At 71.4% G+C, this 16,006-nt stretch carries 13 protein-coding genes; all 13 read left to right on the top strand.

Annotated features, from left to right (window positions below; genetic code table 11):
- Positions 1-11: 11 nt before the first annotated feature.
- From ACIF6L_RS25700 to nuoN, 13 genes are read left to right on the top strand one after another with little or no spacing between them, the layout of a single operon-like run.
- Positions 12-566, top strand: a complete 555-nt coding sequence (locus ACIF6L_RS25700) for an NADH-quinone oxidoreductase subunit B family protein (protein WP_329489235.1) — start codon at positions 12-14, stop codon at positions 564-566.
- Positions 563-1,282, top strand: a complete 720-nt coding sequence (locus ACIF6L_RS25695; RefSeq protein ID WP_329489236.1) for an NADH-quinone oxidoreductase subunit C — start codon at positions 563-565, stop codon at positions 1,280-1,282. Before ACIF6L_RS25700 ends, ACIF6L_RS25695 begins: the two co-directional genes overlap by 4 nt.
- A complete protein-coding gene (locus ACIF6L_RS25690) occupies positions 1,282-2,637 on the top strand; it encodes an NADH-quinone oxidoreductase subunit D (protein WP_329489237.1) in 1,356 nt (451 codons plus the stop codon). Before ACIF6L_RS25695 ends, ACIF6L_RS25690 begins: the two co-directional genes overlap by 1 nt.
- The gene (nuoE, locus tag ACIF6L_RS25685; RefSeq protein WP_329489238.1) at positions 2,634-3,374 is read left to right on the top strand and encodes an NADH-quinone oxidoreductase subunit NuoE; all 741 of its coding nucleotides are present in this window, start codon (positions 2,634-2,636) and stop codon (positions 3,372-3,374) included. Before ACIF6L_RS25690 ends, nuoE begins: the two co-directional genes overlap by 4 nt.
- Entirely contained in the window at positions 3,374-4,735 is a 1,362-nt protein-coding gene (gene nuoF / locus ACIF6L_RS25680) for an NADH-quinone oxidoreductase subunit NuoF (RefSeq protein WP_329489239.1), read from the top strand. The genes nuoE and nuoF overlap by 1 nt, the downstream gene beginning before the upstream one ends.
- Positions 4,732-7,362, top strand: a complete 2,631-nt coding sequence (locus ACIF6L_RS25675) for an NADH-quinone oxidoreductase subunit G (RefSeq protein WP_396488790.1) — start codon at positions 4,732-4,734, stop codon at positions 7,360-7,362. Before nuoF ends, ACIF6L_RS25675 begins: the two co-directional genes overlap by 4 nt.
- Positions 7,359-8,702, top strand: a complete 1,344-nt coding sequence (gene nuoH / locus ACIF6L_RS25670) for an NADH-quinone oxidoreductase subunit NuoH (protein WP_329489241.1) — start codon at positions 7,359-7,361, stop codon at positions 8,700-8,702. Before ACIF6L_RS25675 ends, nuoH begins: the two co-directional genes overlap by 4 nt.
- A gap of 5 nt (positions 8,703-8,707) precedes the next feature.
- Positions 8,708-9,301, top strand: coding sequence for an NADH-quinone oxidoreductase subunit NuoI (nuoI, locus tag ACIF6L_RS25665; RefSeq protein WP_329489242.1), 594 nt, complete (start codon positions 8,708-8,710; stop codon positions 9,299-9,301).
- Positions 9,298-10,221 (top strand): NADH-quinone oxidoreductase subunit J, encoded by a 924-nt coding sequence (locus ACIF6L_RS25660; RefSeq protein ID WP_396488788.1) that lies wholly within the window; start codon positions 9,298-9,300, stop codon positions 10,219-10,221. Before nuoI ends, ACIF6L_RS25660 begins: the two co-directional genes overlap by 4 nt.
- Positions 10,218-10,517, top strand: coding sequence for an NADH-quinone oxidoreductase subunit NuoK (gene nuoK, locus ACIF6L_RS25655; protein WP_209412994.1), 300 nt, complete (start codon positions 10,218-10,220; stop codon positions 10,515-10,517). Before ACIF6L_RS25660 ends, nuoK begins: the two co-directional genes overlap by 4 nt.
- A 14-nt stretch (positions 10,518-10,531) precedes the next feature.
- Positions 10,532-12,445 (top strand): NADH-quinone oxidoreductase subunit L, encoded by a 1,914-nt coding sequence (gene nuoL, locus ACIF6L_RS25650; protein ID WP_352290596.1) that lies wholly within the window; start codon positions 10,532-10,534, stop codon positions 12,443-12,445.
- Between the two features lie 37 nt (positions 12,446-12,482).
- Positions 12,483-14,111 (top strand): NADH-quinone oxidoreductase subunit M, encoded by a 1,629-nt coding sequence (locus ACIF6L_RS25645; protein ID WP_396488787.1) that lies wholly within the window; start codon positions 12,483-12,485, stop codon positions 14,109-14,111.
- Positions 14,108-15,745: an NADH-quinone oxidoreductase subunit NuoN gene (gene nuoN / locus ACIF6L_RS25640; protein WP_396488785.1), complete on the top strand. Its 1,638-nt coding sequence runs from the start codon at positions 14,108-14,110 to the stop codon at positions 15,743-15,745. Before ACIF6L_RS25645 ends, nuoN begins: the two co-directional genes overlap by 4 nt.
- Positions 15,746-16,006 lie beyond the last annotated feature (261 nt).

Raw genomic sequence — 16,006 nt, 5'->3', positions numbered from 1 at the left:
AGAGGGATCTGATGGGAATCGAGGAGAAGCTGCCGAGCGGCTTTCTGCTCACGAGTGTGGAGACGGCCGCGGGCTGGGTGCGCAAGGCGTCGCTCTTCCCGGCCACCTTCGGACTCGCCTGCTGCGCGATCGAGATGATGACCACCGGGGCCGGCCGCTACGACCTGGCCCGGTTCGGGATGGAGGTCTTCCGGGGCTCCCCCCGGCAGGCCGACCTGATGATCGTGGCAGGCCGGGTGAGCCAGAAGATGGCGCCGGTGCTGCGCCAGGTGTACGACCAGATGCCCAATCCGAAGTGGGTCATCTCGATGGGGGTCTGCGCCTCCTCGGGCGGGATGTTCAACAACTACGCGATCGTGCAGGGCGTCGACCACATCGTCCCGGTGGACATCTACCTCCCCGGGTGTCCGCCCCGCCCGGAGATGCTGCTGGACGCCATCCTGAAGCTCCACGACAAGATCCAGCACGAGCCGCTGGGCGCGAACCGGCGCCGGGCCGAGGAGCTGGGCGAGGCACTGGCCCTCACGGCCACCCCGGTGAGCGAGATGCGGGGGCAGCTGCGATGAGCGACCAGGTCCCCGGAACCCGCAGCGACCCGGAGCAGCCGCGCCGGGAGATCCCCGTCGAGGTGGTCGGCCGGCGCCAGGGCATGTTCGGCGCCCAGGGCAGCGGCGACACCTCCGGCTTCGGCGGGCTCAACACCACGGTCGTCCTGCCGTCCGCGAGCGAACGCCCCTACGGCGGCTGGTTCGACGAGGTCGCGGACGAGCTGGAGGGCGCGCTGGAGGAGCAGGGCCTCGACCCGGCGGACGTGATCGAGAAGACCGTCGTCGACCGCGCCGAGCTCACCTTCCACATCGCCCGCGAACACCTGCTGCGGACGGTGCGCATCCTGCGCGACGACCCCGCGCTCCGCTTCGAGCTCTGCCTCGGCGTGAGCGGCGTGCACCACCCCGGCGACCGGGGGCGGGAACTGCACGCGGTCTACCACCTGCGGTCGATCACCCACGGCCGGCTGATCAGGGTGGAGGTCAGCGCGCCGGACGCCGATCCGCGGATCCCGTCGGTGGTCACCGTCTACCCGACCAACGACTGGCACGAGCGCGAGGCCTACGACTTCTTCGGCCTGGTCTTCGAGGGCCACCCCGCGCTCACCCGGATCATGATGCCGGACGACTGGCTGGGCCACCCGCAGCGCAAGGACTACCCGCTCGGCGGCATCCCCGTCGAGTACAAGGGCGCCCAGATCCCGGCACCCGACCAGCGGAGGTCGTACAGCTGATGAGTACTCGGCACTACGAAGAGGCGGCGGCCGGCGAGGCCGCCCACGCCGGCGCCCGCGAGACCACCGAGGGCCGGGTCTTCACCGTCACCGGGGGCGACTGGGGCGAGGTGGTCGAAGCCGTCGGCCGGGCCGACGACGAGCGCATCATCGTCAACATGGGCCCCCAACACCCCTCCACCCACGGGGTGCTACGGCTGATCCTGGAGATCGACGGCGAGACGGTGAAGGAGGCCCGCTGCGGCATCGGCTACCTCCACACCGGCATCGAGAAGAACATGGAGTTCCGCAGCTGGGTCCAGGGCACCACCTTCGTGACCCGGATGGACTACCTGACGCCGCTGTTCAACGAGACCGCGTACTGCCTCGCGGTCGAGAAGCTGCTCGGCATCACCGACGACGTCCCGGACCGGGCCAGCGTCATCCGCGTCCTGATGATGGAGCTCAACCGGATCTCCTCGCACCTGGTCTGCCTGGCTACCGGCGGCATGGAGATCGGCTCCACCACGCTGATGATCTACGGCTTCCGGGACCGCGAACTCATCCTGGACGTCTTCGAGCTGGTCACCGGTCTGCGGATGAACCACGCGTACGTCCGCCCCGGCGGCCTCGCCCAGGACCTCCCGCCCGGCGCCGTCGACCAGATCCACGAGGCGGTGAAGACCCTCCGCTCGCGGATGCACGAGTACGACAAGCTCGCCACCGGCAACCCGGTGTTCAAGGCCCGGCTGGTCGACGTCGGCTTCCTCGACCTGGCCGGCTGCCTGGCCCTCGGCGCCACCGGCCCGATCCTGCGCGCCACCGGCCTGCCGAACGACCTGCGCAAGAGCGACCCGTACTGCGGCTACGAGGACTACGACTTCGAGGTCGCGACCGCCGACAGCGCCGACTCCTACGGCCGGTTCCTGATCCGGCTGGAGGAGATGCGCCAGTCGCTGCGGATCGTCGAGCAGTGCCTGGAGCGGCTGCGCCCCGGCCCGGTCATGGTGGCCGACAAGAAGATCGCCTGGCCGGCCCAGCTGGCCGTCGGCCCGGACGGCATGGGCAACTCGCTCGACCACATCCGCAAGATCATGGGCACCTCGATGGAAGCCCTGATCCACCACTTCAAGCTGGTCACCGAGGGCTTCCGGGTCCCGGCCGGCCAGGCGTACACGGCGGTCGAGTCGCCCAAGGGCGAGCTGGGCGTGCACGTGGTCAGCGACGGCGGCACGCGCCCGTACCGGGTGCACTTCCGGGACCCGTCGTTCACCAATCTGCAGTCGATGGCGGCGATGTGCGAGGGCGGCCAGGTCGCCGACGTGATCGTCGCGGTGGCCGGGATCGACCCGGTGATGGGAGGCGTGGACCGGTGACAGACGTCCAGTTGGGGATGCCGGCACTGCCGGCCAGGCCGTACCCCGAGGAGGTGCGTGCCCGCCTCGCCGCCGACGCGGAGGAGCTGATCGGCCGCTACCCGGTGGCCCGGTCCGCACTGCTGCCGCTGCTGCACCTGGTGCAGGCCGAGGAGGGCTTCGTCAGCACGACCGGCATCCGGTTCTGCGCCGAGCAGTTGGACCTCACCACCGCCGAGGTCACCGCCGTCGCGACCTTCTACACCATGTACCGGCGCCGGCCGGCCGGGAAGTACCACGTCGGGGTCTGCACCAACACCCTGTGCGCGGTGCTCGGCGGCGACCAGATCTTCGACGAGCTCCAGCAGCACCTCGGGGTCGGCAACAACGAGACCACCGAGGACGGCGAGATCTCGATCGAGCACATCGAGTGCAACGCCGCCTGCGACTACGCCCCCGTGGTGATGGTGAACTGGGAGTTCTTCGACGACCAGACCCCGGAGAGCGCCCGGCGGCTGGTCGACGACCTGCGGGCCGGCCGGGAGGTCCACCCCACCCGCGGCGCCCGGCTCTGCAGCTTCAAGGAGTCCGCCCGCATCCTGGCCGGCTTCCCCGACGAGCGCCCCGGCGCCGTCGACGAGTCCGGTGCCGGCGGCGCGCCCTCGCTGGCCGGCCTGCGCCTCGCCAAGGGCGAGGCCCTGCCCGGGACCGGTGGCACCCGGGTCGTCTCGCCCCGTCACGAAGGGACCGAAGCGTGATGACCTCCGCCGAGCCGGCCGAGAAGTTGCTCACCCCCGTGCTCTCCGCGTCCTGGGACGACAGCCGCCCCTGGACGCTCGCCACCTACCGCCGCCACGCGGGGTACGAGGGGCTGAAGGCCGCCCTCGCGATGCCCCCGGACGACGTGATCGCGCTGGTCAAGGACTCCGGGCTGCGCGGTCGCGGCGGCGCCGGCTTCCCCACCGGCATGAAGTGGCAGTTCATCCCGCAGAACGACGGCAAGCCGCACTACCTGGTGGTCAACGCGGACGAGTCCGAGCCGGGCACCTGCAAGGACATCCCGCTGCTGTTCGCCAACCCGCACGCGCTGATCGAGGGCATGATCATCGCCTCCTACGCGATCCGCTGCGACCACGCGTTCATCTACCTGCGCGGCGAGGTCGTCCCGGTGCTGCGCCGGCTCCAGGCCGCGGTCGCCGAGGCGTACGGGGCCGGGTTGCTCGGCAAGAACATCCTGGGCTCCGGCACCGACCTCGACATCACCGTGCACGCCGGCGCCGGCGCCTACATCTGCGGCGAGGAGACGGCCCTGCTGGACTCGCTGGAGGGGCGCCGCGGCCAGCCCCGGCTGCGCCCGCCGTTCCCGGCGATCGCCGGCCTCTACGCCTGCCCGACGGTGGTCAACAATGTCGAGTCGATCGCCTCGGTGCCGCCGATCCTGGCCCGCGGCAAGGAGTGGTTCAAGAGCCTGGGCACCGAGAAGTCCCCCGGCTTCACGCTCTACTCGCTCTCCGGCCACGTCACCAACCCCGGCCAGTACGAGGCCCCGCTCGGCGTCACGCTGCGCCAGCTGCTGGAGATCAGCGGCGGCGTCCGGACCGGGCACCGGCTGAAGTTCTGGACCCCGGGCGGCTCCTCCACCCCGATGTTCACCGACGAGCACCTCGACGTCCCGCTCGACTACGAGGGCGTCGGCGCGGCCGGCTCGATGCTCGGCACCAAGGCCCTCCAGGTCTTCGACGAGACCACCTGCGTGGTCCGGGCCGTCACCCGCTGGACGGAGTTCTACGCCCACGAGTCCTGCGGCAAGTGCACGCCCTGCCGCGAGGGGACGTACTGGCTCGTCCAGCTGCTCAAGCGGATCGAGGCCGGCGAGGGCGTCGACGGCGACCTGGAGAAGCTGCTCGACATCGCCGACAACATCAACGGCAAGTCCTTCTGCGCGCTGGGGGACGGTGCGGCCAGCCCGATCGTCTCCTCGCTCCAGCACTTCCGGGCCGAGTACGAGCAGCACCTGGCCGAGCGCCGCTGCCCGTTCGACCCGGCCGCCTCCACCGTCTGGGCCGACGGCCCCCGCCCCGGCCACCAGTCCGCCACCGAAAGGGAGGTGCACGCGTGACGATCACAGAACCAGCCACCTCCAAGGCCGCGGTCGACCTGGTCACGCTCACCATCGACGGCATCGAAGTGCAGGTCCCCAAGGGGACGTTGGTGATCCGGGCGGCCGAGCAGATCGGCACCCAGATCCCGCGCTTCTGCGACCACCCGCTGCTCGACCCGGCCGGCGCCTGCCGGCAGTGCATCGTCGAGATCGAGGGCCAGCGCAAGCCCGTCGCCTCCTGCACCATCCCGGTCGCCGAGGGCATGGTGGTCCGCACGCAGGTCAGCTCGCCGGTCGCCGAGAAGGCCCAGCGCGGTGTGATGGAACTGCTGCTGATCAACCACCCGCTGGACTGCCCGGTCTGCGACAAGGGCGGCGAGTGCCCGCTGCAGAACCAGGCGATGTCCACCGGGGACACCGACTCCCGCTTCGAGGGGATGAAGCGGACGTACCAGAAGCCGGTGCCGATCAGCACCCAGGTGCTGCTGGACCGCGAACGCTGCGTGCTCTGCGCCCGCTGCACCCGCTTCTCGCAGCAGATCGCCGGGGACCCGTTCATCGACCTGGTCGAGCGCGGCGCCCTCCAGCAGGTCGGCACCGGCGCGGGGGACGACTTCGAGTCGTACTTCTCCGGCAACACCATCCAGATCTGCCCGGTCGGCGCGCTCACCTCGGCGGCTTATCGTTTCCGCTCGCGCCCGTTCGACCTGGTCTCCTCGCCGAGCGTCTGCGAGCACTGCTCCTCCGGCTGCGCGCAGCGCACCGACCACCGGCGCGGCAAGGTGCTGCGGCGCCTCGCCGGCGAGGACCCGGCGGTCAACGAGGAGTGGAACTGCGACAAGGGCCGGTTCGCCTTCCGCTACGCGCAGCAGCGCGACCGGCTCGCCACCCCGCTGGTCCGCGACCCGGCGACGGGTGAACTCGTCGCCGCCTCCTGGCCGGAGGCGCTGGCCCGGGCCGCCGAGGGGCTGCGCGGCGCCCGCGCCGGAGTGCTCACCGGCGGCCGGGTCACCGTCGAGGACGCCTACGCCTACGCCAAGTTCGCCCGGGTGGTGCTCGGCACCAACGACGTGGACTTCCGGGCCCGCCCGCACAGCGGCGAGGAGGCGGACTTCCTGGCCGCCGCCGTCGCCGGCCGGGGCACCGACCTCGGTCCGGGCGGCGTCGACTACGAGCAACTGGAGGCCGCCCCGGCGGTGCTGCTCGCGGGCTTCGAGCCCGAGGAGGAGTCGCCGATCGTCTTCCTGCGGCTGCGCAAGGCCACCCGGGCCACCGGCCTCAAGGTGTTCTCGATCGCCGCCTACGGCTCCCGGGGCCTGGGCAAGCTGCGCGGCGCCCTGCTGCCGGCCGCGCCCGGCACCGAGGCCGAGTGGCTCGGCGCCCTCGCCGCCGACGAGCCGCTGAACGACGACGCGGGCCGCGCCGCCGAACTGCTCCGCACCCCCGGCGCCGTCATCCTGGCCGGCGAGCGGCTGGCCGCCGCCCCCGGCGCGCTGACCGCCGCGCTGCGCCTCGCGCACGCCACCGGCGCCCGGCTCGCCTGGATCCCGCGCCGGGCCGGCGAACGCGGCGCCGTCGAGGCCGGCGCGCTGCCCGGGCTGCTGCCCGGCGGCCGCCCGGTCGCCGCCCCGGCCGCCCGGGCCGAGGCCGCCGCCGCCTGGGGCGTGGCCGAACTCCCCGCCCGGCTCGGCCGGGACACCGACCAGATCCTCGCGGCCGCCGCCCACGGCGACCTGGACGCGCTGCTGGTCGGCGGCGTCGACCCGGACGACCTGCCGGACCCGGTGCTCGCCGAAGAGGCGCTGGCCACCGCGCGGTTCGTGGTCTCGCTGGAGCTGCGCCCGTCCGCCGTCACCGCCGTGGCCGACGTCGTCCTGCCGGTCGCCGCGGTGGCCGAGAAGGCCGGGACCTTCCTGGACTGGGAGGGCCGGGCGCGGATGTTCGAGGCTGCGCTCAAGCCCGACCAGCAGATGGGCCGGCACCTGTACCCGGACCTGCGGGTGCTGAACATGCTGGCGGACGCGCTGGGCCACCGGCTGGGCCTGCCCGACGTCCGGGCCGCCCGGCTGGAGCTGGACCGCTTCGAGCCGTGGACCGGCGACCACCCGGCCGCCCCCGCCGCGCACCCCGGACTGCTGCCCCGGCCGGCCACCGGCCAGGCGGTGCTCGCCGGCTGGCGCCAGCTGCTGGACAACGGCTCGCTCCAGCAGGGCGACCCGCACCTGGCCGGCACCCGGCACCCGGCGGTCGCCCGGATCTCACCGGCCACCGCCGAGGAGGTCGGCGCCACCGGAGTGACCGCCGCGGCGCTGCGCCCGGCCCTGCGGCTGACCGGCCCGGCCGGGTCGCTCACCCTGCCGCTGGAGATCACCAAGGACATCCCGGACCGGACGGTCTGGATCCCGCTCAACTCCACCCCGGGCGGCGCCCACCGCGCCCTGGGCACCGCCGTGGGCCACCTGGTCACGATCGCGGCCGACACGATCGCCGTCGCCACCGCGGACGCCACCCCGGTCGCCGGTGCCGACGCCGGTGCCGACGCCGGTACGGAGCCCCCGGCGACCACCGGCGCGGCGACGGCCGGCACCCCGACCACCGCCCCGACCGCCCCGACCGCCCCGACCGCCGAGGGGGAGCACCGATGAACCTCGCCGCGTACGAGACCCTGGGCTTCTTCGGCCGCGACCCCTGGTGGCTGGTTCTGCTCAAGGCCGTCTTCTGCTTCGCGTTCCTGGTCGGCACGGTGCTGATCGCGATCGTCTGGGAGCGCAAGGTGGTGGCCTGGATGCAGCTGCGCATCGGCCCCAACCGGCACGGCCCCTGGGGCATGCTGCAGTCGCTCGCCGACGGCGTGAAGCTGGCGCTCAAGGAAGACCTGGTGGTCAAGGGCGCCGACAAGGTGGTCTACATCCTGGCCCCGATCGTCTGCGCCATCCCCGCGTTCATGGCCTTCGCGGTGATCCCCTTCGGCCCGGCCGGTGACGAGGTGTCGGTCTTCGGTACCCGCACCCCGCTGCAGCTGACGGACTTCCCGGTGGCGCTGCTGTACATCCTGGCCACCGCGTCGGTGGGGATCTACGGCATCGTGCTGGCCGGCTGGTCCTCCGGCTCGACCTACCCGCTGCTCGGCGGGCTGCGCTCCTCGGCGCAGATGATCAGCTACGAGATCGCGATGGGCCTGTCCTTCGCGGCGGTGTTCATCTACTCGGGGTCGATGTCCACCTCGGAGATCGTCTCCTCGCAGCAGCCGACCTGGTTCGCGGTGCTGCTGCCGGTCTCCTTCATCGTCTACATCATCGCCATGGTCGGCGAGACCAACCGGGCGCCGTTCGACCTCCCGGAGGCCGAGGGCGAGCTGGTCGGCGGCTTCAACACCGAGTACTCCTCGCTGAAGTTCGCGATGTTCATGCTGGCCGAGTACGTCAACATGGTCACCGTCTCGGCCGTCGCCTCCACGCTCTTCCTGGGCGGCTGGCGGGCGCCCTGGCCGGTCTCCACCTTCTGGGAGGGGGCCAACCACGGCTGGTGGCCGATGCTCTGGATCACGCTGAAGATCCAGCTGCTGCTCTTCTTCTTCATCTGGCTGCGCGGCACGCTGCCCCGGCTTCGTTACGACCAGTTCATGAAGCTCGGCTGGAAGGTCCTGATCCCGGTCTCGCTGGTCTGGCTGGTCATGGTGGCCAGCGTCCGGGCGCTGCGCAACGAGGGCTACGACTTCGGCGAGGTGGTGCTGTACGTCGGCGCGCCGGCCGGCGCCGTCCTGCTGCTGGCGCTGCTCCGGGACACCCTGAAGAAGGGGCCCGAACCGGCCGGCCCGGAGGCCGAGGGCGCGCCGCCCGGCGGCGAGTTCGACCCGATGGCCGGCGGCTACCCGGTGCCCCCGCTGCCCGGCCAGCAGCTCCCGCCGGTCCCGCGCCGGCCCAGCCGCGCCCCGAAGCAACTCCAGGACGCCCTCAACGGGTCCGACCATTCCGAAGGGAGCTGACCGCGATGTCGTCCGACCAGAACGACAGGACCGACAAGCCGTCCGTCCTCGGGCCGGCCGCCGGCTTCGGCGTGACCTTCAAGGCCATGTTCAAGAAGCGGCTCACCGAGCAGTACCCGGAGCAGAAGAAGCCCACCGCTCCGCGCTTCCACGGCCGCCACCAGCTGAACCGGCACCCGGACGGCCTGGAGAAGTGCGTCGGCTGCGAGCTCTGCGCCTGGGCCTGCCCGGCCGACGCGATCTACGTGGAGGGCGCCGACAACCGCGAGGACGAGCGCTACTCGCCGGGTGAGCGGTACGGGGCGGTCTACCAGATCAACTACGCCCGCTGCATCCTCTGCGGCCTCTGCATCGAGGCCTGCCCGACCCGCGCGCTCACCATGACCAACGAGTACGAACTCGCGGACTCCTCGCGCCAGGACCTCATCTTCACCAAGGACCAGCTGCTGGTCGGCCTCTCCGAAGGCATGGTCGACAGCCCGCACTCGATCTTCCCGGGCGCCGACGAAGGCGCCTACTACCGGGGCGAGATCACCGCGGCGGCGCCCGGGACGGTCCAGCAGGAGAGCACCGACCGGGACAAGGAGGCCCAGCAGTGACCGCCCTGAACCTCGCCGGACACGGCGCGGCCCTCGCCGCCACCGGGACGGCCTCCACCGGCGAGGCCGTCCAGTTCTGGGTGCTCGCGGTGATCGCCGTCGGCGGCGCGCTCGGCATGCTGCTGATGAAGAAGGCCGTGCACAGCGCGCTCTGCCTGGCCGCCACCATGCTCGCCCTGGCGGTCTGTTACATGGCCCAGGGCGCGGTCTTCCTGGGCGTGGTGCAGATCGTCGTCTACACCGGCGCGATCATGATGCTCTTCCTGTTCGTGGTGATGCTGGTCGGTGTCACCAGCGCGGACTCGCTGAAGGAGCAGCTGAAGGGCCAGCGGTTCGCCGCCGTCCTGTGCGGGCTCGGGTTCGGCGTGCTGCTGGTGGCCGGCATCGCCAACGCCAGGCTGGACACCTTCACCGGCCTCGCCGAGGCCAACGCCGAGGGCAACGTCCAGGGCCTGGCCCGGCTGATCTTCACCAAGTACGTCTGGGCCTTCGAGGTCACCGGCGCGCTGCTGATCACCGCCGCGATCGGCGCCATGGTGCTGACCCACCGCGAGCACGTGACGGCCCCGAAGACCCAGCGCGAGCTGGCCGCCCAGCGGGTCAAGGACAACATCCAGCTGCCGCCGCTGCCCGCGCCGGGCGTTTACGCCCGGCACAACGCGGTCGACGTCCCCGGCCTGTTGCCGGACGGCACCGTCGCCGAGGACTCGGTGATGGGGACCCTGCGCGACCGCGGCCAGATCCGCGACGTCAGCCAGGAGATGCTGCGGCGGATGGCCGAGCTGGAGAACACCACCGCCGACTGGCTGGGCCGCCCGTCGTCCGAGCGCCCGCCGGTCGCCGGCCCGCGCAAGGAGCTGGAGCCGGTCCCGCACGACCGGCCGGCGTCGGCCGGCCACGACGAGGAGGGCGCGGAGTGAATCCGGTCAACTACCTCTATCTCTCCGCCCTGTTGTTCACCATCGGCGCCTCCGGCGTGCTGATCCGGCGGAACGCGATCGTGCTGTTCATGTGCGTGGAGCTGATGCTCAACGCCTCGAACCTGGCCCTGGTCACGTTCTCCCGGCTGCACGGCAACCTGGACGGCCAGATCATCGCGTTCTTCACCATGGTGGTCGCGGCGGCCGAAGTAGTGGTCGGTCTCGCCATCATCGTGTCCATCTTCCGGACCAGGCACTCGGCTTCGGTCGATGACAGCAACCTGATGAAGCTGTAGGCGGAGGGCCTTCGGTGAACTCTCTCATTCCGCTGCTGGTGGCAGCGCCGCTGGCCGGCGCCGCCCTGCTGCTCCTCGGTGGCCGCCGCTTCGACCGGTTCGGCCACTGGCTGGCCACCGCTCTGGCCGCGCTCTCGTTCGGCTTCGGGCTCGCGCTGTTCTCGGAGCTGCTGGGCCGCGAGGCCGAGGACCGCTCGATCACCGAGCACCTGTTCAGCTGGATCCCGGTCAACGGGTTCCAGGCCGACGTCGCGTTCCAACTCGACCAGCTCTCGATCACCTTCGTCCTGCTGATCACCGGTGTGGGCACGCTGATCCACCTCTACTCGGTGGGGTACATGGCGCACGACGAGCGCCGGCGCCGCTTCTTCGCGTACCTGAACCTCTTCCTGGCGGCCATGCTGCTGCTGGTGCTCGCCGACAACTACCTGCTGCTGTACGTCGGCTGGGAGGGCGTCGGGCTCGCCTCGTACCTGCTGATCGGCTTCTGGCAGCACAAGCCGAGCGCCGCGACGGCCGCCAAGAAGGCGTTCATCGTCAACCGGGTCGGCGACATGGGCCTCTCCATCGCGATCATGCTGATGTTCGTGGAGTTCGGCTCCTTCGCCTTCGGCCCGATCCTCGGCACCGAGGGCGCGGCCGGTGCGGCCGGCCAGGCCAGTGAGGGCAAGCTGACCGCCATCGGGCTGATGCTGCTGCTGGCGGCCTGCGGCAAGTCCGCCCAGGTCCCGCTGCAGTCCTGGCTCGGAGACGCCATGGAGGGCCCGACCCCGGTCTCGGCCCTGATCCACGCGGCCACCATGGTGACCGCCGGCGTCTACCTGATCACCCGTTCCGGTGCCATCTTCAACCTGGCGCCGGACGCCCAGACCGCCGTGGTGGTGGTCGGCGCGGTCACCCTGCTGTTCGGGGCGATCGTCGGTTGCGCCAAGGACGACATCAAGAAGGCGCTGGCCGGCTCGACGATGTCGCAGATCGGCTACATGATCCTGGCGGCGGGCCTCGGCCCGATCGGCTACGCCTTCGCGATCATGCACCTGGTGACCCACGGCTTCTTCAAGGCCGGGCTCTTCCTCGGCGCCGGGTCGGTCATGCACGGCATGAACGACGAGGTGAACATGCGGCACTACGGCGGTCTGCGCAAGTACATGCCGATCACCTTCGTCACCTTCGGCCTCGGCTACCTGGCCATCATCGGGTTCCCCGGCCTGTCCGGCTTCTTCTCCAAGGACAAGATCATCGAAGCGGCCTTCGCCAAGGGCGGCACGGAGGGCTGGATCCTCGGCCTCTGCACCCTGGTCGGCGCCGCGATCACCGCGTTCTACATGACCCGGGTGATGATCCTGACCTTCTTCGGCGAGAAGCGCTGGCAGCCGGACGCGGACGGCAACGACCCGCACCCGCACGAGTCGCCCAGGACCATGACCATCCCGATGATCGTGCTCGCGTTCGGCTCGGTCTTCGCCGGCGGACTGTTCGCCCTGAACAGCTCCTTCGTCACCTGGCTGGAGCCGGTCACCGGGCACTCCGAGGGAGACTCCCCGCTCAGCCCGCTGGTGGTCACCCTGCTCACCATGGTCTGCATGCTGGCCGGTGTCGCGCTGTCGTACCTGATGTACGGCCGCTCCACCGTCCCCGTGGTGCCGCCGGTCGGCTCCCCGCTCACCCGGGCGGCCCGCCGGGACCTCCTCCAGGACGACTTCAACCACGCCGTCCTGGTGCGCCCCGGGTCCGCGCTCGCCGCGGCGCTGGTCTACTTCGACAGCCGCGGCCTGGACGGCTTCGTCAACGGCCTGGCCGCCACCATCGGCGGGATCTCCGGCCGGCTGCGGCGGATCCAGAACGGCTACGTCCGCACCTACGCACTCTCCATGTTCGGCGGCACGCTGGTGCTGGTCGCCACGACTCTCCTGATGAGGTCCGTCTGATGGACAGGGATTACACAGACCTTCGGGGAGGCGCGGCATGAGTGCCCTGCTGACCGCCACCTGCGCCGTCCCGGCGGCCGGCGCGGTGCTCACCGCCGCGCTGCCCGCCGGGACGACCGGGCCCCGGCGGCGGACCACCAAGCTCGTCGCCCTCGGCGTCTCGGCCGTCACGCTGGCCCTGGCGGCCACCGCGGCGGCCCGGTTCGACCCCGACGGGGCCCGCTACCAGCTGACCGAGTCCTACAGCTGGATCCGCTCCTTCGGTATCACCTTCTCGCTCGGCGTGGACGGCATCGGCGCCGTGCTGGCCCTGCTCACGGCCGTCCTGGTGCCGATCGTGATGCTCGCCTCCTGGCACGACGCCGACCCGCCCGCCGAACCGGCCCCCGCGCCGGACGGCAGCTTCGAGAACCGGCGCCGCACCCAGGGCTACTTCGCCCTGATCCTGGCCGTCGAGGCGATGGTGATCGTCTCCTTCTACGCCACCGACGTCTTCCTCTTCTACGTGTTCTTCGAAGCCATGCTGATCCCGATGTACTTCCTCATCGGCGGCTTCGGCGACAAGGCGGGCGGCCCCGAGTCGGCCCGCCAACGGTCCTACGCCGCGGTGAAGTTCCTGCTGTACAACCTGCTCGGCGGCCTGGTCATGCTGGCCGCCGTGATCGGGCTGTACGTGATCGCGCAGGACCAGGGGTTCGGCACCTTCGACCTCCGGACGCTGACCTCGGCGATCGCCGACGGCAAGCTGGTCCTCAGCGGCACCGCCGAGAAGGCGCTGTTCCTCGGCTTCTTCTTCGCCTTCGCCGTGAAGGCCCCGCTCTGGCCGCTGCACACCTGGCTGCCCAACGCGATGGGCGAGTCCACCGCCGGCACGGCCGTGCTGATCACCGCGGTGGTCGACAAGGTCGGCACCTTCGCGATGCTCCGCTTCTGCCTCGGGCTCTTCCCGGACGCCTCGAAGACCTTCGCCCCGGCGATCCTGGTCCTCTCGGTGATCGGGATCATCTACGGCGCCCTGCTGGCCATCGGCCAGAAGGACATCAAGCGGCTGGTCGCGTACGCCTCGATCTCGCACTTCGGCTTCATCATCATGGGCATCTTCGCGCTGACCAGCCAGGGCCAGAGCGGCGCCACCCTCTACATGGTCAACCACGGCATCTCCACCGCCGCGTGGATGCTGGTGGCCGGCTTCCTGATCTCCCGCCGCGGCTCGCGCCTGATCGCCGACTACGGCGGCGTGCAGAAGGTCGCCCCGGTGCTCGCCGGGACGTTCCTGATCGGTGGCCTGGCCACGCTGTCGCTGCCCGGGCTGGCACCCTTCGTCAGCGAGTTCCTGGTCCTGGTCGGCACGTTCACCCGGTACCCGGCGATCGGCATCGTCGCCACCTTCGGCATCGTGCTCGCCGCGCTCTACGCGCTGCTGCTCTACCAGCGCACCATGACCGGACCGGTCAAGGAGGGCGTGCGCGGCATGCACGACCTCAAGGCGCGCGAACTCGCGGTCGTCGCCCCGCTGTTGGCCCTGACCATCCTGCTCGGCGTCTACCCCAAGCCGCTCACCGACATCGTCAACCCTTCGGTGGACGCGACGCTCTCGCAGGTCCACGAGACCGACCCGGCGCCGGCCCACCCGGTCGCCGCCACCTCAGGAGGTGAGCACAAGTGAGCACCACCGGTTGGCTCGCCGCCGCGGGCGGCAACACGTCGAGCATCCCGGCCCCGCACGTCGAGTACGGCCAGCTCTCCCCGATGCTGGTGGTGTTCGGCGCCGCCGTGCTCGGCATCCTGCTGGAGGCCTTCCTGCCCCGCCGGTACCGGCACTGGGCCCAGGTCTCGGTGGCCCTGCTCGGCCTGGCCGGGGCGTTCACCGCCCTGGTGGTGCTCGCCGCCCAGGGCTACGGCTCCACCAAGGTCGACCTGCTCGCCATGGGCTCGGTCGCCCTGGACGGCCCCGCGCTGTTCCTGCAGGGCGTGATCCTGCTGGCCTCCGTGGTCGCCGTGCTCACCTACGCGGAGCGGAAGCTGGAGCCCAAGGCCGGCGGCGAGCCGGCCGACGCGTTCGCCGCGCAGGCCTCCGCCACGCCCGGCGGCGAGCAGGAGCGCGCCGCCGTCCGGGCCGGCTTCGCCACCAGCGAGGTCTTCCCGCTCACCATGTTCGCGGTCGGCGGCATGCTGCTGTTCCCCGCCGCCAACGACCTGCTGACCATGTTCGTGGCGCTGGAGGTCTTCTCCCTCCCGCTCTACCTGCTCTGCGCGCTGGCCCGCCGCCGCCGGCTGCTCTCCCAGGAGGCGGCGGTCAAGTACTTCCTGCTCGGCGCCTTCGCCTCGGCGTTCTTCCTGTTCGGCACCGCCCTGCTGTACGGGTACGCGGGCAGCGTCCGGCTCGGCGAGATCTCGGACGTCATCTCCGGCAAGGCCCTGGCCACCCCGGCGCTGCTCTCCACCACGCAGAACGACGCCCTGCTCCTGATCGGCCTGGCGATGCTCGCGGTCGGCCTGCTCTTCAAGGTCGGCGCGGTGCCCTTCCACTCCTGGACCCCGGACGTCTACCAGGGCGCCCCGACCCCGGTCACCGGGTTCATGGCGGCGGCGACCAAGGTGGCCGCCTTCGGGGCCATGCTCCGGCTCTTCTACGTCGCCTTCCCCGGCCTGCGGCTGGACTGGCGGCCGGTGATGTGGGGCGTGGCCATCCTGACCATGGTGGTCGGCGCGATCCTGGCCGTCACCCAGCAGGACGTGAAGCGGCTCCTCGCCTACTCCTCCGTCGCGCACGCCGGGTTCATCCTCACCGGCGTGATCGCCACCAACAAGCAGGGCCTCGGCTCGGTGCTGTTCTACCTGCTGGCGTACTCCTTCGTGACCCTCGGCGCCTTCGCCGTGGTCACCCTGGTGCGCGACTCCAAGGGCGAGGCCACCCACCTGTCCAGCTGGGCGGGGCTCGGCCGGCGGTCCCCGCTGGTCGCGGCGGTCTTCGCGCTCTTCCTGCTGGCCTTCGCGGGCATCCCGCTCACCTCGGGCTTCACCGGGAAGTTCGCGGTCTTCCAGGCCGCGGCGGCCGGCGGGGCCACCCCGCTGGTGATCGTGGGTGTGCTCAGCTCGGCGGTGGCCGCGTTCTTCTACATCCGGGTCATCGTGCTGATGTTCTTCTCGGACCCGCAGCCCGGCGGCCCCACCGTGGCCATCCCGAGCGCCTTCACGGCGACCGCGATCGGCATCGGCGTGGTGGTCACCATCGGCCTCGGGGTGCTGCCGCAGTACTTCCTGGACCTGGCGTCGAAGGCCTCGCTCTTCGTCCGCTGAGCCCGCCGTCCGGGCAGTGCCCGGACCCGCTCCACCGGCCGGAACCGCTCCGGCCGCGCCCCACCGTCCGGGCCGCGCACTCGTCCGCGCGGCCCGGACGTGTCGTCTCCGGACCGGCTCCCACCAGCGGGTCCGGCCCGATCATGACAGGATCCGCACGCCCGTGCAGTGATCCACTCGCGACCGGATACCCTGCCTGTATGGCCAGCGGCGGCACTCAGGGACCAGGCCGCTAGATCGACCAGGGACAGAGGAGTGGTC

It is taken from the genome of Kitasatospora sp. NPDC086009 (genome assembly GCF_044540385.1).
In the GTDB taxonomy this organism is placed as follows: Bacteria; Actinomycetota; Actinomycetes; order Streptomycetales; family Streptomycetaceae; genus Kitasatospora.
This window is presented reverse-complemented; position numbering and strand designations above follow the sequence as displayed.